This window comes from Pseudomonas sp. GL-B-19, assembly GCF_019956415.1.
GTDB lineage: Bacteria > Pseudomonadota > Gammaproteobacteria > Pseudomonadales > Pseudomonadaceae > Aquipseudomonas.
This window is the reverse complement of the sequence record NZ_JAHBDK010000075.1, coordinates 193,731-216,397: the sequence shown is the minus strand read 5'-3', so window position 1 is coordinate 216,397 and position 22,667 is coordinate 193,731. Positions and strand designations below refer to the sequence as shown.

General features: G+C 57.2%; 23 protein-coding genes. 14 read left to right on the top strand and 9 right to left on the bottom strand.

The genetic code is table 11. The features are described 5' to 3' along the window. The first annotated feature begins 86 nt into the window (after positions 1 to 86). Entirely contained in the window at positions 87 to 497 is a 411-nt protein-coding gene (locus tag KGB06_RS26030; protein WP_223520928.1) for a VOC family protein, read from the top strand. Between the two features lie 147 nt (positions 498 to 644). On the opposite strand, the gene KGB06_RS26025 is transcribed toward KGB06_RS26030, so the two are convergent. The 6 genes from KGB06_RS26025 to KGB06_RS26000 form a co-directional block, all read right to left on the bottom strand. Continuing rightward, positions 645 to 1,433: an SDR family oxidoreductase gene (locus KGB06_RS26025; RefSeq protein WP_223520926.1), complete on the bottom strand. Its 789-nt coding sequence runs from the start codon at positions 1,431 to 1,433 to the stop codon at positions 645 to 647. Between the two features lie 46 nt (positions 1,434 to 1,479). Continuing rightward, positions 1,480 to 3,027 carry an amino acid ABC transporter permease/ATP-binding protein gene (locus KGB06_RS26020; protein WP_223520924.1) on the bottom strand — a complete coding sequence of 516 codons (1,548 nt, stop codon included), beginning with the start codon at positions 3,025 to 3,027 and terminating at the stop codon, positions 1,480 to 1,482. A 64-nt stretch (positions 3,028 to 3,091) separates the two neighbouring features. Further along, on the bottom strand, positions 3,092 to 3,886 hold the full coding sequence (locus tag KGB06_RS26015; RefSeq protein ID WP_223520922.1) for an ABC transporter substrate-binding protein: 795 nt from the start codon (positions 3,884 to 3,886) through the stop codon (positions 3,092 to 3,094). A gap of 46 nt (positions 3,887 to 3,932) precedes the next feature. Beyond that, a complete protein-coding gene (locus tag KGB06_RS26010; RefSeq protein ID WP_223520919.1) occupies positions 3,933 to 5,003 on the bottom strand; it encodes an isopenicillin N synthase family dioxygenase in 1,071 nt (356 codons plus the stop codon). A 14-nt stretch (positions 5,004 to 5,017) separates the two neighbouring features. Next, entirely contained in the window at positions 5,018 to 5,869 is an 852-nt protein-coding gene (locus KGB06_RS26005; protein WP_223520916.1) for a sugar phosphate isomerase/epimerase family protein, read from the bottom strand. A 491-nt stretch (positions 5,870 to 6,360) separates the two neighbouring features. After that, positions 6,361 to 7,278, bottom strand: coding sequence for a LysR family transcriptional regulator (locus KGB06_RS26000; RefSeq protein ID WP_223520914.1), 918 nt, complete (start codon positions 7,276 to 7,278; stop codon positions 6,361 to 6,363). Positions 7,279 to 7,524: 246 nt separating this feature from the next. Between KGB06_RS26000 and KGB06_RS25995 the strand changes: the two genes are divergently transcribed. The 7 genes from KGB06_RS25995 to KGB06_RS25965 all read left to right on the top strand — a co-directional run bounded on the left by KGB06_RS25995 (position 7,525) and on the right by KGB06_RS25965 (position 14,490). Then, the gene (locus KGB06_RS25995) at positions 7,525 to 7,965 is read left to right on the top strand and encodes a DoxX family protein (protein ID WP_223520912.1); all 441 of its coding nucleotides are present in this window, start codon (positions 7,525 to 7,527) and stop codon (positions 7,963 to 7,965) included. Between the two features lie 74 nt (positions 7,966 to 8,039). After that, complete coding sequence (locus KGB06_RS25990; RefSeq protein WP_223520909.1) at positions 8,040 to 8,963, top strand: NADP-dependent oxidoreductase; 924 nt, start codon at positions 8,040 to 8,042, stop codon at positions 8,961 to 8,963. A gap of 464 nt (positions 8,964 to 9,427) precedes the next feature. Then, the gene (locus KGB06_RS25985) at positions 9,428 to 10,855 is read left to right on the top strand and encodes an APC family permease (RefSeq protein ID WP_223520907.1); all 1,428 of its coding nucleotides are present in this window, start codon (positions 9,428 to 9,430) and stop codon (positions 10,853 to 10,855) included. A 42-nt stretch (positions 10,856 to 10,897) separates the two neighbouring features. Beyond that, positions 10,898 to 11,632 (top strand): SDR family NAD(P)-dependent oxidoreductase, encoded by a 735-nt coding sequence (locus KGB06_RS25980; RefSeq protein ID WP_223520904.1) that lies wholly within the window; start codon positions 10,898 to 10,900, stop codon positions 11,630 to 11,632. Between the two features lie 90 nt (positions 11,633 to 11,722). Next, a complete protein-coding gene (locus tag KGB06_RS25975) occupies positions 11,723 to 12,631 on the top strand; it encodes an NAD-dependent epimerase/dehydratase family protein (protein WP_223520902.1) in 909 nt (302 codons plus the stop codon). Positions 12,632 to 12,693: 62 nt separating this feature from the next. Next, entirely contained in the window at positions 12,694 to 13,590 is an 897-nt protein-coding gene (locus KGB06_RS25970; RefSeq protein WP_223520899.1) for a polysaccharide deacetylase family protein, read from the top strand. A 537-nt stretch (positions 13,591 to 14,127) separates the two neighbouring features. Further along, a complete protein-coding gene (locus tag KGB06_RS25965) occupies positions 14,128 to 14,490 on the top strand; it encodes a DUF6124 family protein (RefSeq protein ID WP_223520896.1) in 363 nt (120 codons plus the stop codon). A 73-nt stretch (positions 14,491 to 14,563) separates the two neighbouring features. Here KGB06_RS25965 and KGB06_RS25960 read toward each other — a convergent pair whose 3' ends face one another. Continuing rightward, positions 14,564 to 14,800, bottom strand: a complete 237-nt coding sequence (locus tag KGB06_RS25960) for a hypothetical protein (protein ID WP_223520894.1) — start codon at positions 14,798 to 14,800, stop codon at positions 14,564 to 14,566. Between the two features lie 177 nt (positions 14,801 to 14,977). On the opposite strand from KGB06_RS25960, the gene KGB06_RS25955 reads away from it, so the two are divergent. Beyond that, entirely contained in the window at positions 14,978 to 15,319 is a 342-nt protein-coding gene (locus KGB06_RS25955; protein WP_223520892.1) for a hypothetical protein, read from the top strand. Positions 15,320 to 15,341: 22 nt separating this feature from the next. On the opposite strand, the gene KGB06_RS25950 is transcribed toward KGB06_RS25955, so the two are convergent. Further along, on the bottom strand, positions 15,342 to 15,962 hold the full coding sequence (locus KGB06_RS25950; RefSeq protein ID WP_223520890.1) for a LysE family translocator: 621 nt from the start codon (positions 15,960 to 15,962) through the stop codon (positions 15,342 to 15,344). A gap of 90 nt (positions 15,963 to 16,052) precedes the next feature. Beyond that, entirely contained in the window at positions 16,053 to 16,949 is an 897-nt protein-coding gene (locus KGB06_RS25945; protein ID WP_223520887.1) for a DMT family transporter, read from the bottom strand. Between the two features lie 87 nt (positions 16,950 to 17,036). Between KGB06_RS25945 and KGB06_RS25940 the strand changes: the two genes are divergently transcribed. From KGB06_RS25940 to KGB06_RS25920, 5 genes are all read left to right on the top strand, one after another. Then, on the top strand, positions 17,037 to 18,368 hold the full coding sequence (locus tag KGB06_RS25940; protein WP_223520885.1) for a PLP-dependent aminotransferase family protein: 1,332 nt from the start codon (positions 17,037 to 17,039) through the stop codon (positions 18,366 to 18,368). Between the two features lie 78 nt (positions 18,369 to 18,446). Beyond that, entirely contained in the window at positions 18,447 to 19,499 is a 1,053-nt protein-coding gene (locus tag KGB06_RS25935; RefSeq protein ID WP_223520883.1) for a sterol desaturase family protein, read from the top strand. A gap of 121 nt (positions 19,500 to 19,620) precedes the next feature. After that, positions 19,621 to 20,586, top strand: a complete 966-nt coding sequence (locus KGB06_RS25930) for a tripartite tricarboxylate transporter substrate binding protein (protein WP_223520880.1) — start codon at positions 19,621 to 19,623, stop codon at positions 20,584 to 20,586. Position 20,587: 1 nt separating this feature from the next. Then, a complete protein-coding gene (locus KGB06_RS25925; RefSeq protein WP_223520877.1) occupies positions 20,588 to 21,082 on the top strand; it encodes a tripartite tricarboxylate transporter TctB family protein in 495 nt (164 codons plus the stop codon). A 24-nt stretch (positions 21,083 to 21,106) separates the two neighbouring features. After that, on the top strand, positions 21,107 to 22,615 hold the full coding sequence (locus KGB06_RS25920; protein ID WP_223520874.1) for a tripartite tricarboxylate transporter permease: 1,509 nt from the start codon (positions 21,107 to 21,109) through the stop codon (positions 22,613 to 22,615). Positions 22,616 to 22,667 lie beyond the last annotated feature (52 nt).

The following is a 22,667-nucleotide window of genomic DNA, read 5'->3' as shown; positions in this document are numbered from 1 at the left end:
CCACCGGAAAATCGACAATGAATTTTTGTGGCTCTGGACTACAGTGATCGGGTTACTGATCAGGCAGCCAAACAGGGAGTGATTTCATGCAACCGTTTACGATTCAACACATCGATCACATCGTGCTGCGCGTCCAGGACCTGGAGCGAAGCATCACGTTCTACGCGCAGGTGTTCGGCGCTGAACTGGTCAAGCGCCAAGACAATCTGGGGCTGGTGCATCTGCGTGCCGGGACCTCCATGATCGACCTCGTCAGCCTGGACGGTGAACTCGGGCGCAAGGGCGGTGCCGCCGCCGGGCAAGAGGGGCGTAATCTCGATCATGTCTGCCTGCGCATCGAGCCCTTCGACGAAGCGGCACTCATCAGCCACTTGCAGTCGTTCGGTCTGGCGCCTGAGAAAGCGGCCACACGCTTCGGCGCCGAAGGCTATGGCTTGTCGCTTTATTGCTTTGATCCGGATGGCAATCAGGTCGAGCTCAAAGGGCCGTCCACGTAAAACACTACTGATCAGCCTTAGGTAGCCTGAAGTTGCTCGCGTAAAAATTCGATAAATCGTCGGGTTTGTTGGAGGGCCTGTTCTTGAGAAGTGCGGAGCGAATGGCGAAAACATCCATGCCATACGCTCCAATGGTGCCTGCCGTCATTATTGGCTGGAGCGAACGGCCCCTCCATCAATCAACAAATTCTGCCCGGTCAGGTAGCCCGCATGGCTGCTGCAAACGAAGGCACACAGCGCACCGAACTCCTCGGGTGAGCCGAAGCGTTTGGCAGGAATTTCGTGACGGCATTCGTCAAGGAATACCTCACTGTCTTGCCCCGACTCTTGGGCGGCCGCGACCAGGTTGTCACGCAGTCGATCGGTATCGAAGGAGCCCGGTTGCAGGTTGTTGATCGTCACATTACGACTGGCAATGTTTTCTTGCCGGGCAAGCCCGGCGATGAACCCCGTCAGACCACTGCGCGCGCCATTGGACAGACCCAGGCTTTCGATAGGGGACTTCACGGCACTCGACGTGATGTTGATGATTCGGCCAAATCCACGTGCCGCCATACCGTCTACCGTTGCCTTGATCAACTCGATCGGGGTGAGCATGTTGGCATCCAGCGCCTTGAGCCAGGCGTCGCGGTTCCATTCGCGGAAATCCCCGGGAGGAGGGCCTCCAGCGTTGTTGATCAATATATCGAAATGCTCATGGGCCATGAGCGCTGCCGCCCGACCCTCAGGCGTCGAAATGTCTCCGGCTACGGCGATGACAGTCACTTCAGGATTTATCGCTCTGAGTTGACGGGCTGTTTCATTCAGCGTCTGTTCGCCCCGTGCAGTGATCACCACGTTCACGCCTTCGTGGACCAGTGCCTGTGCGCAGGCTTTGCCCAGACCTTTGCTGGCGGCGCATACCAGCGCCCAGCGTCCTGCTATTCCTAGATTCATGCGGGTTTTCCTGAAAGAAGTAAGCTCAAAAAATGTAGTTGCCTATTCATGCAAGATCCACCGTTGCAGACCGGTTTGGCGATGGCGCATCGATTCCCATAAAGCGCCGCACTCGCTCTCCTTCGGCATCGCATCGTATGGTTTCAGGCGCGGCATCGAGTTGAATATTGCCGTTCTCCATGAAAATCACCCGGTCGGAGATCGACATGGCGAAGTCCATTTCGTGGGTCACGATCAGCATGGTCATGCCTTCCTTGGCCAGGTCGCGGATCACATTCAGCACGTCGTTGACCAGTTCCGGGTCGAGGGCTGAGGTCGGCTCGTCGAACAGCATGATCTGCGGCTCCATCGCCAGAGCCCGCGCGATCGCCACGCGCTGTTGCTGCCCGCCGGAGAGTTGATGCGGGTACTTGTGGGCATGGGCCAGCAGGCCGACCTTGTCCAGCAGCGCATAAGCGCGATGTTCACTCAGCTCGCCCGGCTGGCCGTGGTAACGCGGCGCCAGAGTGACGTTGTCGAGAATGGTGCGGTGCGGGAACAGGTTGAAGTTCTGGAACACCATGCCAATGTGCCGCACGCCTTTGCGCAAACGGGAGCTATCGGGTTTGTCCGAAGCTTCGATGAATTTTTCGCCGAACAACAGAATGTCGCCCGTATCGATGGTTTCCAGGCCGTTGACCGTGCGAATCAGCGAAGTCTTGCCGGAACCGGATGGGCCAATGATCGAGACAACCTGGCCGTATTCGACATTCAGGTCGATACCCAGCAGCACTTTGTGCGTGCCATAGCTCTTCTGGATGTTCTTCAGTTGCAGGATAGGCGTCGCGTTGTTGCCCGCTGCTTTGCGCGCACTGTCTGGCAAGGCTTCGGCGCAGGCCTTGAACTTGGCCACGGCGGCGTCATCGAGTGTGTGCGGCTTGCGGAAGTTCAGGTCCAGGTAGCGCTCCAGACGCTGCAGGAAGTAGCCAAACACGGTGACGATCAACACGTAGTAGACGCCTACCGCCGCCAGGGTTTCCATGACCAGGAAGTTGGTGGCATAGAGGCGCTGGCCGACAGTGAGAATTTCCGTCAGGGAGATCACCGACACCAGCGAGGTCAGTTTGACCACGGTGATGTATTCATTGATCAACGTGGGCAGCGAGATACGGAAAGCCTGGGGAATCACGATCAAGCGCTGCATGCCGAACAGGCCGACACCCAGCGCGCGCCCGGCTTCTTTTTGGCCCTTGGCCACGGAGATCAGACCACCACGGTGGATTTCCGCCATGTACGCCGCTTCGGTGACCACCAGGGCCAGCAAGCCAGAGTAGAAGGGGTTGGACAGTATCGGTCCACTGCCGGGAAACAATTGCGGCAAGTTGTAGACGAAGACCACCAGCACCAGCAACGGGATGCTGCGGAAGAACCAAATGTAGACCGCTGCGGGAATACGCAGCAAAGGCGACTGGGACAGCTTGGCCGTGGCCAGAACAAAACCCAGCAGCATGCCGATGAACCAGGCCAGGGCACTGAGCTGGACCACCGTGACGCAGGCACTCCAGAAGTCTGGCAGGGAGAACAGGGAGAAGAAATACGACCAATCAAATTGCATAGGGCACCTCGATCTGCCGCCCCGATGCAGGGGAGGCAGATGACCAAACTACAAGGACACGTTCTTAGTTGGCAGTCGGTTCTTCCAAGGCATATTTCTTAAGAATAGCGGCGTACTCACCACTCTTCTTGGTCTCCTCGAAGGCCTTTTGCACCGCCTGGAAGGTTTCTTCGTTACCTTTCTTGACGAAGATGCCCAAGGTTTGCTGATAGATCGGGTGATCGGTGGTGATGACTACCCGGCCGTTGGTCTTTTCCGCGATCAATTTTGCGGCGCCGGCGATTTCAACCTGGGCCTGAATGTTCTTGGACAGCAGAGCCTGGGTTACTTCAGGCGCCGAGGGGTACTCACTGACGGTGATGGCGCCTTTGTTGTTCGGCACGCAATATTCATCGGATAATTTCCTGAATTCCTTGACCCAGGTAGTGCCCTGTTCCAGACCCAATTTCAAACCGCACAGGTCTTCAGGTGTTTTCGCATTGATCTCGCTGCCCTTGGGCACCATGACCGCGGCACCGGTGTTGGCATAGGCGATGGTCTGGGCCTGAGTCTGGCGCTCCGGCGTGATGTACATGCCGGAAATGACCGCGTCGTACTTGCCGGAGTTAAGGCCCAGGATCAGGCTCGGGAACTTGGTGTCGACGAATTCCACCTTGGCGTTCATGTGCTTGGCCAGTGCCGCTGCTATCTCGGGGTCCGAGCCCACCACGTTTTTGTCCTTGTCATAGGACTCGAAAGGAGGGTAAGTGATTTCCATGCCGACCTTGAACGTGTCTGCCGCGGCCATGCTCACCGAGGCACCGAGCATACCGGCTGCCAATACAGCCAAGCTCAACAGGTTCTTTTTATTGTTTTTCATTTTTTACTGACTCCGGCGTAGGTAAGGGTGTAGATGAAAACTTCAATCAGGACGGTTGAGCCTGATTTTTCAAATGTCCGAAACTGGCGGGCTTGCGTGCCTTGCCTGGCAGTTGAACTTCCCCATTGGCCACCCTCGCGCGCAGGTATTGATAAGTCTGCAGTGCCTGGCCATACATGTGTTCGCCGATCGTGATTTCTTCGTAGTCCTTACTTGCCTGGGCGAACCCGGGAAGCGGTTTGATCTGGGTGTGGTAGTCGCAGGCATAAAACAGTGGAAAGGAATAACGCTCCTCGCTCACGCTGCGAACCCGGTGTGCAGTGGCAACGAATGCGCCTGCTGTCATCACTTCCAGCATGTCACCGATGTTCACCACAAAGGCATCGGCCATCGGTGGTGCATCGATCCATTGGCCAAGATTGTTCATGACCTCAAGGCCTGGTTTGTCGGCCAAGAGGATGGTGAAACACTCATAGTCAGTATGGGCGCCAAGACCCGGTGCGTCATGGGCGGCACCGTCGAAGGGGTAGTGGATCAGGCGCAGCTTGGACGGCGGACGGGTGACCAGGCTGTCGAAATAGTTTTCTTCCAGCCCCAGGGTCAGGGCAAAGCCGCCGAACAGGCGCTGGCCCAAGGCGAAGATCGCTTCATAGTAGGCCTGAACCGACGCCTTGAAACCTGGCAACTGCGGCCAGTCGTTGGGCCCCAGCAATGGGGTGTTGGCCAGCACCAGCGGGTCATCAGCCGGCACTTCGAAGCCGACGTCGAAGGCCTCCTTGTGGTCCGGCTTGCCTTTGGAATAGACCTCTTCGCCTTCGGGTACAAAGCCCTTGTGGGTTTGCGAAGTGCCGATGTAATGCCGCATCTTGGTGTCGAGGGGTTGGTCGAAATAGTCCTTGGCAGCCTTGCGCAGGTTGGCGATCAGCTGCGGGTCGATACCGTGATCGGTGATATAGAGGAACCCGACCTCGCTGGCAGCGCGCCCCAACTGTTCGGCCACGGCCAGGCGATGTTCCAGTTCAAAGCTGAGCAGACCGGCGATGTTAACTACCGGGATGCTGTTGAAATTGGCTTTGTGTGTGTCAGTGCTGGCGCTGTTATTTTTATTGTCAGGCATGACGCATCGGCTCCCTAAGGATTGCTTGAGTGGTGGAAGCGGCTGAAGTGTTGCCGCTCGGTCTGGCCCATCCACACGTTCAATGACCACAGGTCGGCAACGGGTACATTGGTGAAGGGCAAATGATGCAGGTAGCCGTCAGCGCCGAATTCCGGGGTCAGGGTGCTGATCTGGTAACCGCGGGCTTGCTGCGAGCGCCAAATGCTTTCCCAGTGCTGCTGATGGAAGGCCAGTTCTTTTGCATATTCGGGAGCCGCCGGGTGCGGAACCTGCGGGCCCTGGTCGTAACCGACCCGGGCCTGGATATGGTGAACCCGCTCGATGAAGGCGCTCAGGTCATCGGCCGGGTCGTTCAATAGACGCTCGCAGGTCACGACCCAATGGCTGATGTCACTGGTGAACAACAGATCGGGCAGCTGCCGGATCAACTCCAGCGTCACCCACGGGTTGAACAGCGACCGCGAGCGGTGGGTTTCGAAACTGCAGACCTGGCCATGTTTACGCGCCAGTTCCAGCGCTTGGCCAAAGAACTCCACTTGTTGTGGCAGGGACCAGCGATCATTACCCGCCAGCACGTTGACGAAGCGCGGGCCAAGTTCGCCGGCCCAGGCGAGTTTCTGCTGCAGGTCATTGAGGTGAATGGCAGGTGTTGCCGACTGGTCTGGCAGCACGTCGTACGCGGTGAAGACTGTGCTGATATAGCCCAGGCGATTGGCCTGGAGGAAGGCGCCGAACTCAGCCCGTTCACGGGCGTCCAGAGGCAGGCGTGCTTCCATGCCATCAAAGCCCGCCTGCAGCAGCTCCTCGAGCGCCTGGGCCTTGCTGGCGGTGTAACCCCACAGCGTGCGAAAAATTTCCAGCTTCATCGGTAATCCTCAAAAAACTCTGGGCGCAACCTGAGCCCACCCAGCGATGCCGTGGCGGGTTCGCTGTGGTGCCGATGTTAGGCATAGGCTGCGGCGTGAAAGAATCTGAAAGTTCAAATGAATACTTCAGACTTTCTTCAACAAATAGCTACCTACGTACACAGTGTTAGAGGTGGGGTTTTTTCGGTGGGTAGGCGTCTACGCTGACCAATAGCGAGAGTCGCCAGCATTATGGAATCATTTAGATCCATCCAAACAACACCCGGCGCTATGACGTGGATTTTCCATCCAGCGCAAGCTGATGGTCAGCTTGGTCTGAAGTCGGCCGTGGGCCAGACGCGACATTGGGCCAAATTCTTCGTTATATGGGCTGGGTGAAAGAGCATCTTGCGGGCGAGAACAACGTGTACGGCGTCATCGTTGCGTCAGATATCAACCAGAAACTGCGGTACGCCGCAACGCAGGTTCTAGAAAATCGATAAGCAGTACGATCAAGCGGGTGCCGCCTGCGCCGAGCTTTGTTGAATGAAACGGTCAATCAACCACCTCGCGGCGGGGCCCGGTGGTAAATCCGTGCGATAGATGACGTCGAAGGGATATTTTCCGCTTTTGTATTCCGGCAGGTTCAGCTTCACGAGTCGGCCGCTGTCCAGATCTTCCTGGATCATAGGGGCGGGCATGTTCCCCCAGCCAATGCCTTCACGCAGCAGCATGTGCTTGGCCCCAAGGTCCGCTAGCCGCCAGGTGCGGTTACTGAGAACGGCGAAATCCTTGTCCTTGGTCAGAAGTGAGCGGTCAGACAGCACCAGTTGAGTGGACTCTCGCCCGGCACCCGGAACATTAGAGTCGCTTGAGGCCAGTGGATGATTCGGGGCTGCCACCGGAATCAATTCGACACTGCCGACGCCAATTCTTTCGATACCGCTGATTCCCTCATTCATTGGCCCACTCACGCCGACTATCGCGCCGCGGTTGATCACCAGATCAGTGACAGCCCCAAGCGCTTCCATGTGCAGGTGGAGTGCGACCGTGGGGAATTCTTCTCGAAAGGATTTGAGGGCGTCCACCACACGTTCGGCGGGAAGCATCACATCGAGCACGACGTGAACTTCGGCTTCGAGTCCTTGCAGCAGGCCTTTGACCTTGGCGCGCAGTCCATGGATACCGTTGGCGATTGTTCTGGCTTCGACCAACACGGTGCGCCCCGCATCGGTAAGTTGGGGTTTGCGTGTTGTCTGGCGATCAAACAGCGATACACCGAGCTGCATTTCCAGGTTGGCGATTGAGTAGCTGACGACCGAGGTGGCCCGATGCAGTTTTCTGGCGGCCGCTGCAAAACTGCCGACCTCCACGACCGTCAGAAACACACGCAGTTGGTCCAGTGTTGGTGTTCCGGGGTCAGAGATCATGCCTGTTTCCTTGAGCGTAATGGCCGATATTAGCCCGCAGAGTGGCGGGTCGCAGAGCGGTTCATCTACAAGCCGGTGGTCGAGATGGAATGAAGCTGGCAGATGGAAGGTCTGGGGATGTCTTGCCTATTTTATCGAATCTAATGATCTAAATTAGCCAGCTATTCAGATTAGCTGACGAGGCGCAGGATTTCTTCACTAGGGCGGTTCATGTCGAATCGCACCCAATTGAAGGAAATGTCCCCCATGACTACTTCTGCAAACATCGCTCAATCAGCCACCTCTGAACATAGCCATTCCAACGTGACACAGGCCTCGGCCTCGTTGATCGGTCGCATTCTGCTCAGCGCCATCTTCATCCTCTCCGGATTTTCGAAGCTCGCCGCTCCCGCCATGATGGTCGGTTACATCAGCTCCGTCGGGCTTCCATTTCCCCAGTTGGCGCTGGCGCTGGCGATCATTGTTGAAATCGGTGGTGGCCTGGCTCTGATCGCTGGTTACCGCACCCGCACCGTCGCCGCCGTCCTGGCGCTGTTCAGTGTGTTTACCGCCTTGGCTTTCCATAGCGCACTGGCCGATCAAAACCAGTTCATCCACTTCTTCAAGAACATAGCGATGGCCGGTGGCCTGTTACAAGTCGTGGCCTTCGGTGCCGGTCGTTTCAGCCTCGACGCTCGTCGTCGTTGATGCCTCGCGCTGCGAAGGCCGGTTCCCTCGCAGCGCAGTGTTTGTCTCCCGTCCTTTCAATAGTCGAGGTCTCCATGAAAGCCATACGTGTGTACGAATACGGCAACCCTGAAGTGTTACGCCTGGATGAAATGGCGGACCCGGTGCCCGGTGAAGGTGAGGTTCTGATCGATGTCGCCGGAGCCGGGGTCAACCCGATTGACTGGAAGATCCTTTCCGGGGCGATGAAAGCATTCATCCCACTGCCGCTGCCTTTTACACCCGGGGTTGAAGTGGCCGGTACTGTTGTCGCGCTGGGGAAGGGCGTCACTGAGTTCAGCATCGGCGATGAAGTGTTCGGCTTCATCAATATCGTCGGTGGTTATGCGACCAAAGCGGTTGCCCAGGTTTCAAAACTGGCCTTGAAGCCTCGTACGCTTAGTGCACTCCAGGCCAGTGCTGTGCCCGCAACTGCTTTGACGGCATGGCAAGCGCTCACTGAACATGCAAGTGTGCAACGGCGCCAGAAAGTGTTGATCCACGCCGCAGCCGGTGGCGTGGGCAGCATGGCCGTGCAGATTGCCAAATACTTTGGCGCTGAAGTCTACGCAACAGCCTCTGCACACAATCATGCCTATCTGAAAGACCTCGGTGCTGATTACACCCTCGACTATACGACTCAGGCATTTGATGAGTGGGTGTCTGACGTCGATGTCGTACTGGATCTGGTTGGCGGCGAAACACAAACCCGTTCGTTTGCGGTACTGAAAAGAAACGGCGTGTTGGTATCGCCTGTGAGCCTGCCGAACATGTCGCTGGCAAATGACTATGGTGTGATCCCCGCAAATTTTGCTACCCGCTCGGATGGCCGGCAGCTCGCGCTCATTGCTGAACTGTTCGACAAGGGACACCTCACGGTCGATGTCGAGGCATACCCCTTGGCTGATGCGAAAGGGGCGATCGAGAAAAGCATGAGTCGTCATTTACGGGGCAGGCTAGCCCTCGATACAACGAAGTAAGCGCTGGGCCCGTTATCTGCCACCTCATCCGGGATGTGCGTGTTCACCTTGGCTGTGGTGGCGTTCTTTTCTCCGACTCTCCTGTGAGCAGGCCAATTCTGACAAGGACTTACTTCGCTCATTCAGATTTAAACATCGGAAATCTCTGATGGTAGTTATTTTTTGGCTGTTTCTATACTGGCCCCCCCACTCAAAGGTTTAAGCATCACAACGGTTACGCACGTAGCTATGCAGTTGAAGTGACTGCTGGCGGCTGAAAAAATCATTCTCGGCTGGAGAGTTTTCCTGGAGGGCGATAAAAACAAGAAAGCTGTAAATCAAATCTGAATAAGCTATTGGTGTCTGGCTTGTTCGGGTTTTGAGTATCTGCATTTTGCTTAGTTGAATAATAAGAGCAGTGTTCAAATCGACTCAGACGGTTTGATGCTACAAATCTTCTATAGCTATTAATCAGAGCCTGAAAAATGAACTTCTATGAACTCATCGGTTATGACCGTGACGGAACTGTTCGTGAACTTGATACGGCGCTAAACAAGGGGACTTTAACCACCAGGGATGTGACGTTTTCAGCGCTTGGTTTTAATGCTCCAGGCTGGATTGCAGCCTCTTCGATGTCGATTCTTTACTCAATATCGGGCCACCATGCTCCGCTGGCCATTTTAATTGCGTACTTCTTTCCAATGTTGGTCATGGCTTTCTGCATGATCTCCCTCACTCGACAAGCACCGTCGGCAGGCGGAGTGTTTACCTTCACGTCGCGGTTTCTCCATACCAGCGTCGGGACCATTCTCGGCTGGGCGTACGCTGTTGCCTGCACGGCAGTGATGGCCATGTGCGCAATCATCGGAACCGAATATATCCAGGCGCTGATCCCGGCACTGGCGGGTCCGCTTAACGCCAAATTGATCGGGACGGGTATGGTTCTGATCTTCCTGGCCATTTCCTGCAAGGGCGTCAATGCCACCGCCAAAATCGCCAGCATCTTTCTGATTTTCGAGATCAGTGTTGTTGCCGGGCTCGGGTTGATGGGCATCATCAACCCTCAGGTTCCCGATTTGTCGGTTATGTCCATGTATACGCTGGAAGGCTCGGGTGGCTGGTCAGCAATCGGGCCAGGGGTCCTGTTCGGAGTATGGATGCTCGCCAACTTCGATTCTGCGATCAACTACATCGAGGAATCGCGTATTCCCGTTCGAACCGTACAACGCTCCATGTTGCTCGTTCTGACCTCCGCCTTTGTTATTTACACCCTCGCGGCTATCGGCTGGCAGTACGCCGTGCCTGTGGAGAAATTGGCGGCAATCATTGAGGACGGCAACGGTGGGCCAATCGCAGCGGTCGCGAACGTTTACTTGCCACCGGCCATGGCCTGGATTGCATTGTTCGTCGTGATAACTTCGGCATGTGCCGGTATGCAAATCTCTTCGAGTGCGGCGGCGCGTACGCTCTATCGAATGAGTGAAGAAGGGCATCTGCCAGTAGCGCTTAGCGCCGTTAACAAAACAAAATCGCCGTGGCTCGCCAGCGTTATCGTCGCGGCCGTCGCTATTTCCCTGCTCTGGTGGAAACCGCTGGATAAGATTGTCTGGTACTACGATGTCGTGACTATCACGCTGGTGATGTCCTACATGGCGGCTATCGCAGCCTTTATTGTCATGACTTTCCGACGTCAGCGTTTCGGCATCGCGTTAGCACTGTCGATCCCTGCGGCTCTCGCCATCCTCGTTCTCGGATACATCGGTTATACCGCCGGCGCTAATCCAGTTTCGCCAGAGGACCAATACACGGCCTGGTACCTTGGCGCGCTGACGATCCTGTCTGGGGCGCTGATTCTGGTGTGGCAATCGCGTGTCTCCAGGCGCCCCGTGCTTTCCAAAGCGCAAGAGTCCTGATTTCCACGCGCGGCGTTCATTTAAAACATCATGGGTGAATTTATGAAACGTGTTGTCGTTATTACTGGAGCTGGAAAGGGCATAGGGCTGGCAATCGCCAAACGTTTTGCTGCAAGTGGCGATCATTTGGTACTCAATTACTTCGACACCAAGGACCAACTGGACCCCGTGCTACGTATTGCCGAAGAGAACGGTGGCGATGGGATCACTGTTCAAGCGGATATCAGTAATCCCGAAGCCGCAGCCGCAATCATCCGGGAGGCGGAGAGTCGCTACGGAAGGGTCGATATTCTTGTCAACAATGCCGGGAGACTGGTTTCGGCGACAGTAGAGCAAACGACCTGGGCGCAGTGGGAGCAGATGATCAGTACCAATCTCGGGGGGACCTGGGCCTGCATGCAAGCCGTGTTACCGGGCATGTTGGCACGCGGTCAGGGGCGGATTATCAACATCAGTTCCGAGCTGGGGCTGATTGGATTTCCGACCTACGCCGCGTACTGCGCATCCAAGGGCGGGGTGATTGCGCTGACAAAAGCGGTTGCCAAGGAAGTTGCCCCCCGAGGTGTATTAGTCAACTCGGTAGCGCCGGGGCCGATTGAAACAGACATGCTGATCAACGACACGATCGAATACAACGATGAGACCCGCGCGACCCTTCCATTGAGGCGTTTTGGCAAACCGGATGAAATCGCGGCCATGGTCGAGGCCCTGGCCGGGCCCGCGGGTGACTATATGGTTGGACAGATCATCAGCCCCAATGGCGGCGCTGCGATCTAGTTGGGTATCTCGAAGTTTAACTTCACTGAGTCATTAATTTCCCAGTCAAGTAAGTGGCTCTTATTCTGCTAATAACAAGAAGGATACAAAATGAGCGCTGTAATGATTACCGGTGGTTTAGGCTATGTGGGCAGATACCTGACTAAAAAGCTCAGCGAGCAAGGCGTCAAAGTGGTGAGTTACAATCGTGACTACTCCGAAGCCAAGTCTGAATTCATGACCCCTGTACAGGGGGAGTTATTCGATATACCCAGGATTGTCAGAACTATCCAGGAATATGGAGTTGATCGTGTCATTCACACGGCGGCCATGTCACATCCCGACTTGTCCATAGATCTGCCCATTACGACGGTGACGGCGAATATCGATGGCACAATCCATTTGCTTGAAGCAATGCGATTGGCGGGAATCAAAAAGTTAGTAAACTTTTCTTCGGAAACGGTGTATGGGCATTTCGAGGGCGTGATTAATGAACAAACACCGACTTACCCAACGACACCCTATGGTGTAACCAAGGTTGCCACCGAGCACTTTGGCCGAGTCTACAATGACCTTTATGGCATGGAAGTCATCTCACTGCGAATTGCGGAAGTGTATGGCCCGGAAAATAAAATGCCGCAAGTTCTCAGGGATATCCTTAAAACCGTCCATCGTGGTGAAGCATTTACCTTGCCTTCCGGCGGAGATCATCGGTTCCACTATATTCATGTGGAAGACGTTGTGCGTGCCGTCCTGATGGCGGCCGAAACCAGAGATCTGAAAGGCGGAGTCTTTAACATTGCCGGTGATCGCTCCTGGACGCTGCATCAAGCCGTTGAAATTATCAGGAAAATTATTCCTGATGCGCGCATCGAAGTTGGCGATGGTTATTGGCATCTCGATCGCCATGGGGAATGGGATCTCAGTGCGGCCGAGCGGGAGTTGGGCTATCGAGCGCAATGGTCGCTGGAAAAAGGACTCACGCATTATTCCAATTGGTTGCTCGATCACGAGTATTGATAGGGGGCTGGGTCGCTGTTGTTGGTGATTCATTAACTTTTAATATCAACGGGTGATTAAGCATGATTGCGAATCCTATTGTCTGGCCAAACGGTGCACGCTGCGCTGTAGCCTTTACCTTTGATATGGATGCGGACAGCATTCTGCATGTGGCGCACCCCAAAGATTCCGCGACACGGGTTGCCAGTATTTCCATGCTGCACTATGGACCGAAAGTGGCCATTCCAAGGATTTTGGAAACCTATCGGCGCTTCGAAATTAAACAAACGTTTTTCATCCCGGCCTGGTGCATCGAACAATACCCCGAGGCCATTGAGGCGATCGTCGAAGGTGGGCACGAAATTGCTCACCATGGCTACATACATGAACATCCAAACGAGCTGACCCGGGAAGAAGAAGCTTATTGGCTCGATCGGGGTTGCGACACCATCAAGCGCTTCACCGGCCAGGCACCGCGAGGCTGGCGGGCTCCCCTCTACAATATGTCAGAGCACTCGGCTGACCTGCTGATCGAGCGAGGCTTCAGTTATGACGCCTCTTTGATGGGGGATGACGTGCCTTACCTGTTGCGCACGGGTGTGGGCGAGCTGGTGGAGCTTCCATCCAGTTGGGCGCTGGATGACTGGCCTCAGTACATGCACAGCATCGACCTTGATTTTCAGATGCCGATTCAGTCGCCGCAACGCGCCGTCGAGGTTTTCAAGGCCGAGTTCGATGCAGCCTGGGAGTATGGCGCTCTCTTCGTACCGGTCTGGCATCCTTTCCTTTCCGGTCGTTTGTCACGATGGCATGAAGTGTCGAAGTTGATCGAATACATGATGGCCAAAGGTGATGTCTGGTTTGCACGAATGGATGAGATCGCCGCGCATGTCCAGCGCAGTGTAGCCACGGGCGCCTATAAACCACGGATTGATAAGCTGCCTTATTATCAGGGACCGGTTAAAGCGGCCATCAGATAAAACAAAAAACCCTGTAGGAGCGGAGCTTGCTCCGGGCGGCGTTCCGACGAAAGCGGTAGCACATTCAACATGGATGTTGGCTGACACATCGCCATCGCGAGCAGGCTCGCTCCCACCCGGATTTCGATCGACTGACGTAGCGAGAGAATTCCTCTGTCTCGCTGGCGCTTAAACAACAAAAATCCTGCCTGTTTAAACGAAGCCTCCTGTTACCACCCAAAGGCTACAACGCCTTGCGTCATCGCCTACGGGTAAGACAGAATCCGCCGGCTTGTGCGACTGTTGGGCCGGCTATATCGTTTCCCGGTCACTGAAAAACAGTGATCGGGTTTGGTAGCCCGTCTGCAATATAGTCGTATGGCGACACCTTATGCAGTCTCTTTTTTGGGGCTCGGCTATATATGGTGGTCATGCGTGGGGCTCCTTTGTGAGCGCCGGGTTTCCTATTGCAGCCGGTCTACCAACCCGCGTATGGCCGCCACCCTCGTTTGGTAGCAAGGGTTATGGCTCCTTCAAATCTGCAGTAGGAGTTTCACTATGATCAAACCAACACCCAACCCACCGGAAACAGATCCGGCATCGCCCTACGAATCCCTCGATTCCAAAAAATTCCATGAAGCGGCCGAACGCGCCCTCGACCATTACCTCAACCCGGCGGCCCAAATCATGGGCAGCACCCACGAACCCGAACCCATGTTCCTCGCCAACCCGAAGTACGACACCGAATCCCTGCTGGCCAACGCCAGCGAATCACTGGGATCGGCCACCACCATGCTCAGCAATTTTGCGGCGCTACTGGAGAACTCACACCGCAAGACCCTGCTGGGTATTACGCAAGTGGTCATGTTGGGGGAGTTGGCAGTGAATCAGGCGTTGGATAACGTCGAGCTTAAGGAGTAAACACAGACCCTCTGTGGCGCAGGGCTAGCTCGTCGCCACAGAGGGAGAGGTAGTAAGTCCGCATGTGCGTGCGCTAAAGCCACGTATTCACCACCCGCCGATCCAGTTCCTCCCAATCCGCCATGCCCAGCACTCGCGTGGTGTTCAACCCGCGCAAATAGCCGCGCAACTGATTGGCGGTGGCCCGCACAAGCTCCGAGTCAGGCGTGTTTTCGCACAACAGTACGGTTTCGTACTCGACCAGGTACTCGGCCACCCGGTCACGGAAATCGGGTAAAACGGCGTCGCGGATCAAGTCAAAAGTCCTCAAGGAGAGATCCTCATCAATCTTTTCCAGTTGTAATCGGGTGCGTATCCGTCTGCACGGCGCGCAACTATTGCCGGGAGTAATAGTGACCATTACGAAACGCAAGTTCTGCTTTGTCGACGATAGTCGGAAAATCGCCTCCATTGATGAACCGAACCGTTTATTTTCAGGATGAGACTGATGCGCCCTTTATTCGTGCCTGCCATGGTGTTTGCCCCTTTGTTGCTCGCCGGTTGTGCCTCCGCGCCGAATGCGCCGACCCTGACCTTGCAGACCAGCAAGACCCCTGCTCAATACGCCGACTGCGTCGTGCCGAAATTGCAGGGCAGTGCGTTGAACCCGACTGTCTCGCAAACCTCGCGCAGCTATCGAATCGTGGTGCCTAGTAAGGTATCGACGGACAACGTGCTGGAAGCCTACAAGGCCGGGAAGGGTGGCAAGGTATTCATCTACGAGCGCCATTTGCTGGCCTCGAACTTCCTGCCTTCGAGTTTTGAACGCGCCGCACAGGATTGCATCTGAAAGGACCGTCGCACCCGCTTGATCAAACCCGCTTCGCCATCAACAACACCGAAGCCGCCGCCGACAACAACCCCGCGCAGCACCGATTGAAGATCCGCTTGCCGGAAGGCTCGGCGAACCAGCGACGCATGTGCAGCCCCATGTAGGCGTACGCACTGATTGCGATCCATTCCAGCATCAAGAACAGCGCGCCGAGTAGCGCGAATTGCGGTGTCACCGCGCGGGTCGGGTCGACGAATTGAGGCAAGAATGCGGTGAAAATCAGGATGGCTTTGGGATTGCCGGCCGCCACCAGAAACTCCTGCCGCGCCAAGGCCAGCACGCCGACGGGGGCGCGGGTGTCAATGCGCTCGGCACCAGGATCAGCGCGCCACAATTGCCAGGCGAGGTAAAACAGGTAGGCCGCGCCGAGGATCTTGATTCCGTAGAACAGCATTTCGGAGGTTTGCAGCACCACCGCCAATCCTGCGGAGGCGAGGGCGATCATGCCGGCAAACGCCAGTAACCGACCGATCCCGGCCACGCAGGAGGCCCGATAGCCGTAACGCGTCGAGTTGCTGACCGACAGCAGGTTATTCGGGCCGGGTGCCATGTTCAGGGCAAAGCAGGCCGGCAGGAAAAGGGTGAGGGTGGCGAGGTCCATGGCGAGTCTCCGCAAACGAGAGCGCCATTTTTATCATGGACGGTGTGCGGCTCGCCCGGTACAGCCATGAACGCAAGCCGCAGTACACTTTCATTTGGCGAATTTTCTCGCGCCCGCGACGCAGAAAATCACCGCCACGGTGACCCCGAGCATGCCAAGGCTGACCTGTTCGTGCAGCAACGTCGCCGCCAGCGCCAAGCCAAAAAACGGCTGCAACAACTGAAGCTGTCCCACCGCCGCAATCCCGCCCTGCGCCAGCCCGCGGTACCAGAACACAAAACCGATCAGCATGCTGAACAGCGACACATACCCCAAGCTCAACCAGGCCGGCACACTGATCCCGGATAACGAAACGGGCATCCGCCACCAGGTCAATGCGGCCATCAACGGTAGCGACAACACCAAGGCCCAACAAATCACCTGCCAGCCGCCCAGTGTTCTGGAGAGCTTGGCGCCTTCGGCATACCCCAGGCCACACGCCAGAATCGCCAGCAGCATCAGGACGTCACCGACGGGAGAAGCGCTCAGCCCCTGAGAGACGGCGAAGCCAATCACCAGCAAACTCCCAAGCACCGAAAAAAACCAGAACGCCGGCCGTGGCCGCTCGCCACCGCGCAACACGCCGAAGGCGGCAGTGGCGAGTGGCAGCAGGCCGACGAAGACAATGGAATGCGCCGACGTCACGTATTGCAACGCCAGCGCCGTCAGCAGCGGAAAGCCGATCACCACACCCATTGCGACGATGACCAAAGGCAGCAACTGGCTGCGCGCTGGCCGCTGTTGCTTGAACAGCCATAGCATGCACAGCGCCAGCACGCCGGCGATGGTGGCGCGGGCGACCGTCAGAAACACGGGGTTGAATTCAAGCACGGCCACGCGAGTAGCGGGCAGCGAGCCGCTGAAGATCAGCACGCCGAAGAAGCCATTGATCAGTCCGCTTGCGTGCTTGTCCAGCGTCGGGCTTTTGAGCGTTGAGGTCCTTTCCATTTTGCGTCTCCGTGTCGGGTTGCGTGAATGGCATCTTATGATCCAGGATTAAGAACAATCAAAAAATTGTCATGGATACATCCCACGATGCCACGCTCTCGCTACAAGTCGCTGGTTGACACTTTTGCTGCTGATATTCACTCGGGGCGCTTACTGCCCGGCACACGCTTGCCGACGCACCGCCAGTTGGCCGTCAGCGAAGGCCTGGCGCTGGTCACGGCCAGCCGGGTCTATGCCGAGCTGGAAGCCATGGGGCTGGTCAGTGGCGAAACCGGGCGCGGGACCTTTGTCCGCGAGACCTCGTTGCCACCCAGTCATGGCATTGATCAGCCAGATGTCGCGGCAGGGTTTATCGACCTCAACTTCAACTATCCCTCGCTGCCGGGGCAGGGCGATCTGTTGCGCAATGCCTTGCGTCAACTGGCGTTGTCCGGCGACCTGGAATCACACTTGCGCTATCAGCCCCATGCCGGGCGTGCGCATGAGCGCGCCTCCATCGCCCGCCATTTGAGTAGCCGTGGTTTGACGGTTCAAGCTGAGCAGGTATTGATTGTCAGTGGCGCGCAGCATGGCCTGGCAGTGACGTTGATGGCGCTGCTGCGACCGGGTGACGTGATCGCGGCCGATGCGCTGACCTATTCGGGCTTCAAGGTGCTGGCCGAAGCGTTGCATCTTGAAATCGTGGCCATCCCCGTCACAGCGCAGGGGCCGGATCTTGAGGCGCTGGAAAAACTGTGCCGCAGCCGGACAGTGCGTGCCGTCTACACCATGCCGACCCTGCATAACCCGATGGGCTGGGTGATGGCCGCCGATCAACGCGAACACCTGGTGGCGATTGCGCGCAAGCATGACCTGCACATCATTGAGGACGGGGCCTATGCGTTTCTCGCCGAAGAAGCGCCGCCGCCCATTGCTGAACTGGCCCCGGAACGGACCGTCTACGTGTCCGGTTTTTCCAAGAACGTCGCCACCGGTCTGCGCGTGGGTTTTATCGCGGCACCGGCGCAAAGGGTGGCCGCACTGGAGCGCACGATCAGGGCGACCACCTGGAACACTCCGGGCGTCATGACGGCCATCGCCTGCGCATGGCTCGACGATGGAACGGTCAGCACGCTGGAAGCGCAAAAGCGCGCTGATGCCCAGGCCCGGCAGGCTTTGGCCAGTGAGGTGCTGGCGGGACTGCGCGTGGTTCGCCATCCCTCGTCCTATTTTCTTTGGCTGCCTCTGGTGGAGGATGCACGGGCGGACCAGATCGCCATGGCCTTGATGCGCGAGCACGTTTCGGTCTCGACCGCCGAGCCGTTTGCCACCTCTGTCCATGTGCCGCATGCGATCCGCCTGGCGCTTGGCTCGGTGGGTATGGACACGCTTCGAGAGGCGCTGATGGCGGTGAAGCGAGTGGTCGGGGCTTATACGTAACGGAACTGGCGCAACGACGTTTCTTTTGCAATTGAGAATGATCTACACTTCGCTTCCGTTGCCGGAGGCCCGTCGCTCGTGGAAGTACTGACTTTTTTTTATGACTATTTGTCCAGGTGGGTAATCGAGCCGGTCGCCGACCAGTTTTTCGGCATTTTCGATTTGAACGGCCGCTTCGGCTTGCTGTTTCTCATGACGTCCTACAGCGTCGCCTATGCGCTGTTCCACTACCGCAAATCCCGTGGATTGACCCACGCCTCTACGTTCTGGCAGTTCATCGGTGGCCGTCGGGTTCACCTGCATCGCTCGGCGTTGCTGGATTACCGCTACTACTTCGTCCGCGCCATCCTGAAAGTCATGCTGGTGCTGCCCATCTTCGGCCTGGTGGACGCCTATATCCTGCGCTCCGGCGACTACGTGCGTTTTTTCACTGAGTTGTGGGGCGCGCGCCTGCAAGTCGAGGAACACCCAGCGTTGTCGCTGATCTATGGCCTGGGCGTGTTCATGGTCAAGGATTTCGCCAACTATTGGGGCCACCGGGCCTTTCATACCCGCTGGCTTTGGGATTTCCACAAGGTCCATCATTCGGCGCCGGTGCTGGTCCCGGCGACTGCCAGCCGGGTTCACTTTATGGAAAAAATTGTCGAGAAGGTGACCAATACGCTGTGCATCGGTGCCTTTGCCGGGATCTTCTGGTACGCCTGTGGTGGCGAAATCAGTCGCTACACCCTGTTTGGCGTGACCTGGATGGTGTTGATCCTCAACGGCTTTGCCGCCAACCTGCGCCATACCCATGTATGGCTGTCGTTTGGCCCCGTGATCGAACATGTGCTGAACAGCCCGGCCCAGCATCAGATTCATCACAGTGACGCACCAAAACACTTCAACAAGAACTTCGGCATCAACCTGTCACTCTGGGACTGGATGTTCGGCACGCTCTACGTCACCACCACCAAGCCCGAGGCGATCCGCTTTGGCACCAGCGACGCGGATCACCAGCGTTACCTGACGGTGTACAGCCTGATCGTTACGCCATTCGTGGACATCGCCCGCAAGATCCGCCTGACGAAACCCGCGCAAACTCTTGCCCCCGAGTTGGTTGACGGGTCGAAGGACGTGTCTCTTCGGTAACAGGACGCCCCCAAACGAATCCATGACCTACGCTTGTTCTCAGGCGCATGTTCAGTGAGCAGGGGTTGCTCCTGAGCGAGATTCAACCGGCACCTACAAAAACAAGATCAGGAGTCCACTCATGTTCGCTTTGTTCCGTCGTTTCAATTTCGCCGCTGCCGTGGCTATCACCGCTGCCGCACTCGCAACACCCGCCCTGGCGCTGGATACCGTCAAGTTCATGGCCCCCGGTTCTGTCGGTGGCGGCTATGACCAGACCGCACGAGATCTGGGCAAAGCCATGATCGAGGCCAAAGTTGCCAAGGCCGTCACCTTCGAAAACAAGGGTGGCGCAGGCGGTACGCTGGGCCTGGCGCAGTTTGCCAACAGCACCAAAGGAGATGGGAGTGCGCTGCTGGTGGTGGGCGCGATCATGGTCTCGGGCATTGAACAGAACAAACCGCAAATTACCCTGAAGGACGTGACACCGATTGCCCGGCTGTTTACCGAATACAACGTGATTGCCGTGCGCAAGGAGTCCGAGTTCAAAACCCTGGACGACTTGTTGACTGCCTTCAAAGCCAAGCCGACCAGCATCACATGGGGCGGCGGCTCAAAGGGCTCGGTCGATCACATCGGTATCGCCGAGCTGGCCGGCAAAATGGATATCCCGGTCAATAAGGTCAATTACGTCGCCTTCGGCGGTGGCGGCGAAGTGGTTGCTCAGGCACTCGGCGGCCAGCTCAAAGTGATCACCGGCGGTTATGCCGAATTGGGGCAATACATCAAGAACGGCCAGTTCCGCGTCCTCGCCATCGGCGCGCCGGAGCGCGTTGCCGGTATCGATGCTCCGACCCTCAAAGAAAAAGGGTACGACGTGATCATTGGCAATTGGCGCGGTGTGTACGGTGCCGCAGGTCTTAGCCCTGAGCAGCGTAAGGAGCTGACCGACGCTGTCGTCGCTGCCACCAACAGCCAATCCTGGCAAGACAACATTAAAACCAACGCGTGGTCGTCGAGCGTGTTGACCGGCGACGCATTCGGCAAGTTTGTCGACGAAGAACACGTGCGGCTGCGGGCGATGCTGGTTAACGTCGGGCTGCTTTGACATGACCGGGATGCGCAAGATTGTGCCGCCACAGTTGGCGATAGGCCTTGGCCTGATCGCCATCAGTGCGGTACTGGCGGTCGGTGCCTGGTGGTTTCCGCCCGAGATGGGCTTCGTCATTTTGCCCGCGTATGTCTATCCCTCTGGGCTGGCAGTGTTCCTGGGTGTCGTCGGGTTGCTGCTGAGTTATCAAGCCTGCACCGGTGGTTTTCGTGAATTGGCGGACCACGAAGACGAGTCGGCCAAAGCGTTGCCCGGCGGCAAACTCGGTGCGGCGTGGGTGACGGCGGGGCTGGTGGGGGTGGCGTTGTTGATTAACCTCATCGGTTTCGTCCTTGCGGCGGGGTTGCTGTTTGCCTGTTCCGCGCGCGGGTTTGGCAGTCGCCATCCTCTGCGGGATCTGGCCATCGGCATTGCCTTGACGTTGCCGATTTACTGGCTGTTTAACGTCGGGCTCGGGGTTTCCCTGCCGCCCCTTGTCAACGCCTGGATCTGAGCCGGGCTGAAGGAGATCAAACCGGTGGATATTCTCGCAAGCCTGGCGATGGGGTTTTCCGCCGCGCTGTCACCAATCAATTTGATGTGGGGGTTTATCGGCTGTTTGCTCGGCACGGCGATTGGTGTGTTGCCCGGTATCGGACCGGCGCTGACCGTCGCGCTGTTGCTGCCAATCACCGCCAAGGTCGATCCCACTGGCGCGCTGATCATGTTCGCCGGCATCTACTACGGCGCGCAGTTTGGCGGCTCGACCACCTCCATTTTGCTCAACACGCCGGGGGAGTCATCCTCCATGGTCACGGCCCTGGAAGGTAACTTGATGGCCCGCAACGGCCGGGCCGGGCCGGCACTTGCCACGGCGGCAATCGGTTCATTCGTGGCCGGGACCATCGCCACAATTCTGCTGACCCTGTTTGCCCCCGTCGTCGCCACGCTGGCGCTGAAATTTGGCCCGGCGGAATATTTCGCGATTCTGGTGCTCTCGTTCACCACCGTGTCGGCAGTACTTGGCGCGTCGATGCTGCGCGGTTTCGCCTCGCTTGGGGTTGGCCTGGCCATCGGCTTGATCGGGCTGGACTCAACCTCGGGCATCGCCCGTTACACGCTGGGGGTGCCGGAGTTGGTGGATGGCATCGAAGTGGTGCTGGTGGCGGTCGGTTTGTTTGCCGTGGGAGAGGCGTTGTACAGCCTGCTGTATCAAAAAGAAGAAAGCAGCGGTCGGCACCGCTTGACCTCGTTGTGGATGACCCGCGCCGACTGGAAACGCTCGGTTCCGGCCTGGCTGCGCGGCACGCTGATCGGTTTCCCGTTCGGCTCTATTCCGGCGGGTGGCGCCGAGATTCCGACGTTTCTGTCCTATTCGGCCGAACGCAAGCTGAGCAAGTACCCGAAAGAGTTTGCGGGCAGCAAGGGCGAGGGCGCGATTGAAGGGGTTGCTGGCCCCGAGGCGGCCAACAACGCCAGCGCGACGGGCTCGTTGGTGCCGCTGCTGACGCTGGGCATTCCGACCTCCGCGACGGCGGCCATCCTGTTGGCAGCGTTCCAGAACTACAACCTGCAACCGGGGCCGATGTTGTTCCAGACCTCGGGTGACCTGGTCTGGACCCTCGTCGCCTCGCTGTACATCGGCAACGTTATTCTGCTGGTGTTGAACCTGCCGTTGGTGGGGTTGTGGGTGAAACTACTGCAAATTCCCCGGCCGTACTTGAATGCCGGCATTCTGGTGTTTGCCACCATCGGCGTGTACGGCATGCGCCACTCTTCGTTTGATCTGCTGCTGATGCTCGGCATCGGCTGGGGCGGGGTGCTGATGCGGCGTTTCGATTTCCCCGTGGCGCCGGTGATCGTCGGTATGTTGCTGGGGCCGATGGCTGAAAAACAATTGCGCAACGCCTTGTCCATTAGCGAAGGCGATTGGCTGATCTTTGTCACGCAACCCATCGCCGCGTCGTTCCTCGCGTTGACGCTTTTGGTGTTGATCGTTCCGCATTTGCTCCACGCTCGGGGCATCAAATTGCATGAGGATGATTAGGCAGTTTTCTTCAATACGCGGGGCAGGGTGCTCAGTACCGTGAGCGCTGATT

Excerpts from the sequence above, each read along its gene's own strand:
- KGB06_RS26030 (WP_223520928.1), top strand. The coding sequence starts at position 87 with ATGCAACCGTTTACGATTCAACACATCGATCACATCGTGCTGCGCGTC.
- KGB06_RS26025 (WP_223520926.1), bottom strand. The coding sequence starts at position 1,433 with ATGAATCTAGGAATAGCAGGACGCTGGGCGCTGGTATGCGCCGCCAGC.
- KGB06_RS26020 (WP_223520924.1), bottom strand. The coding sequence starts at position 3,027 with ATGCAATTTGATTGGTCGTATTTCTTCTCCCTGTTCTCCCTGCCAGAC.
- KGB06_RS26015 (WP_223520922.1), bottom strand. The coding sequence starts at position 3,886 with ATGAAAAACAATAAAAAGAACCTGTTGAGCTTGGCTGTATTGGCAGCC.
- KGB06_RS26010 (WP_223520919.1), bottom strand. The coding sequence starts at position 5,003 with ATGCCTGACAATAAAAATAACAGCGCCAGCACTGACACACACAAAGCC.
- KGB06_RS26005 (WP_223520916.1), bottom strand. The coding sequence starts at position 5,869 with ATGAAGCTGGAAATTTTTCGCACGCTGTGGGGTTACACCGCCAGCAAG.
- KGB06_RS26000 (WP_223520914.1), bottom strand. The coding sequence starts at position 7,278 with ATGATCTCTGACCCCGGAACACCAACACTGGACCAACTGCGTGTGTTT.
- KGB06_RS25995 (WP_223520912.1), top strand. The coding sequence starts at position 7,525 with ATGACTACTTCTGCAAACATCGCTCAATCAGCCACCTCTGAACATAGC.
- KGB06_RS25990 (WP_223520909.1), top strand. The coding sequence starts at position 8,040 with ATGAAAGCCATACGTGTGTACGAATACGGCAACCCTGAAGTGTTACGC.
- KGB06_RS25985 (WP_223520907.1), top strand. The coding sequence starts at position 9,428 with ATGAACTTCTATGAACTCATCGGTTATGACCGTGACGGAACTGTTCGT.
- KGB06_RS25980 (WP_223520904.1), top strand. The coding sequence starts at position 10,898 with ATGAAACGTGTTGTCGTTATTACTGGAGCTGGAAAGGGCATAGGGCTG.
- KGB06_RS25975 (WP_223520902.1), top strand. The coding sequence starts at position 11,723 with ATGAGCGCTGTAATGATTACCGGTGGTTTAGGCTATGTGGGCAGATAC.
- KGB06_RS25970 (WP_223520899.1), top strand. The coding sequence starts at position 12,694 with ATGATTGCGAATCCTATTGTCTGGCCAAACGGTGCACGCTGCGCTGTA.
- KGB06_RS25965 (WP_223520896.1), top strand. The coding sequence starts at position 14,128 with ATGATCAAACCAACACCCAACCCACCGGAAACAGATCCGGCATCGCCC.
- KGB06_RS25955 (WP_223520892.1), top strand. The coding sequence starts at position 14,978 with ATGCGCCCTTTATTCGTGCCTGCCATGGTGTTTGCCCCTTTGTTGCTC.
- KGB06_RS25950 (WP_223520890.1), bottom strand. The coding sequence starts at position 15,962 with ATGGACCTCGCCACCCTCACCCTTTTCCTGCCGGCCTGCTTTGCCCTG.
- KGB06_RS25945 (WP_223520887.1), bottom strand. The coding sequence starts at position 16,949 with ATGGAAAGGACCTCAACGCTCAAAAGCCCGACGCTGGACAAGCACGCA.
- KGB06_RS25940 (WP_223520885.1), top strand. The coding sequence starts at position 17,037 with ATGCCACGCTCTCGCTACAAGTCGCTGGTTGACACTTTTGCTGCTGAT.
- KGB06_RS25930 (WP_223520880.1), top strand. The coding sequence starts at position 19,621 with ATGTTCGCTTTGTTCCGTCGTTTCAATTTCGCCGCTGCCGTGGCTATC.
- KGB06_RS25925 (WP_223520877.1), top strand. The coding sequence starts at position 20,588 with ATGACCGGGATGCGCAAGATTGTGCCGCCACAGTTGGCGATAGGCCTT.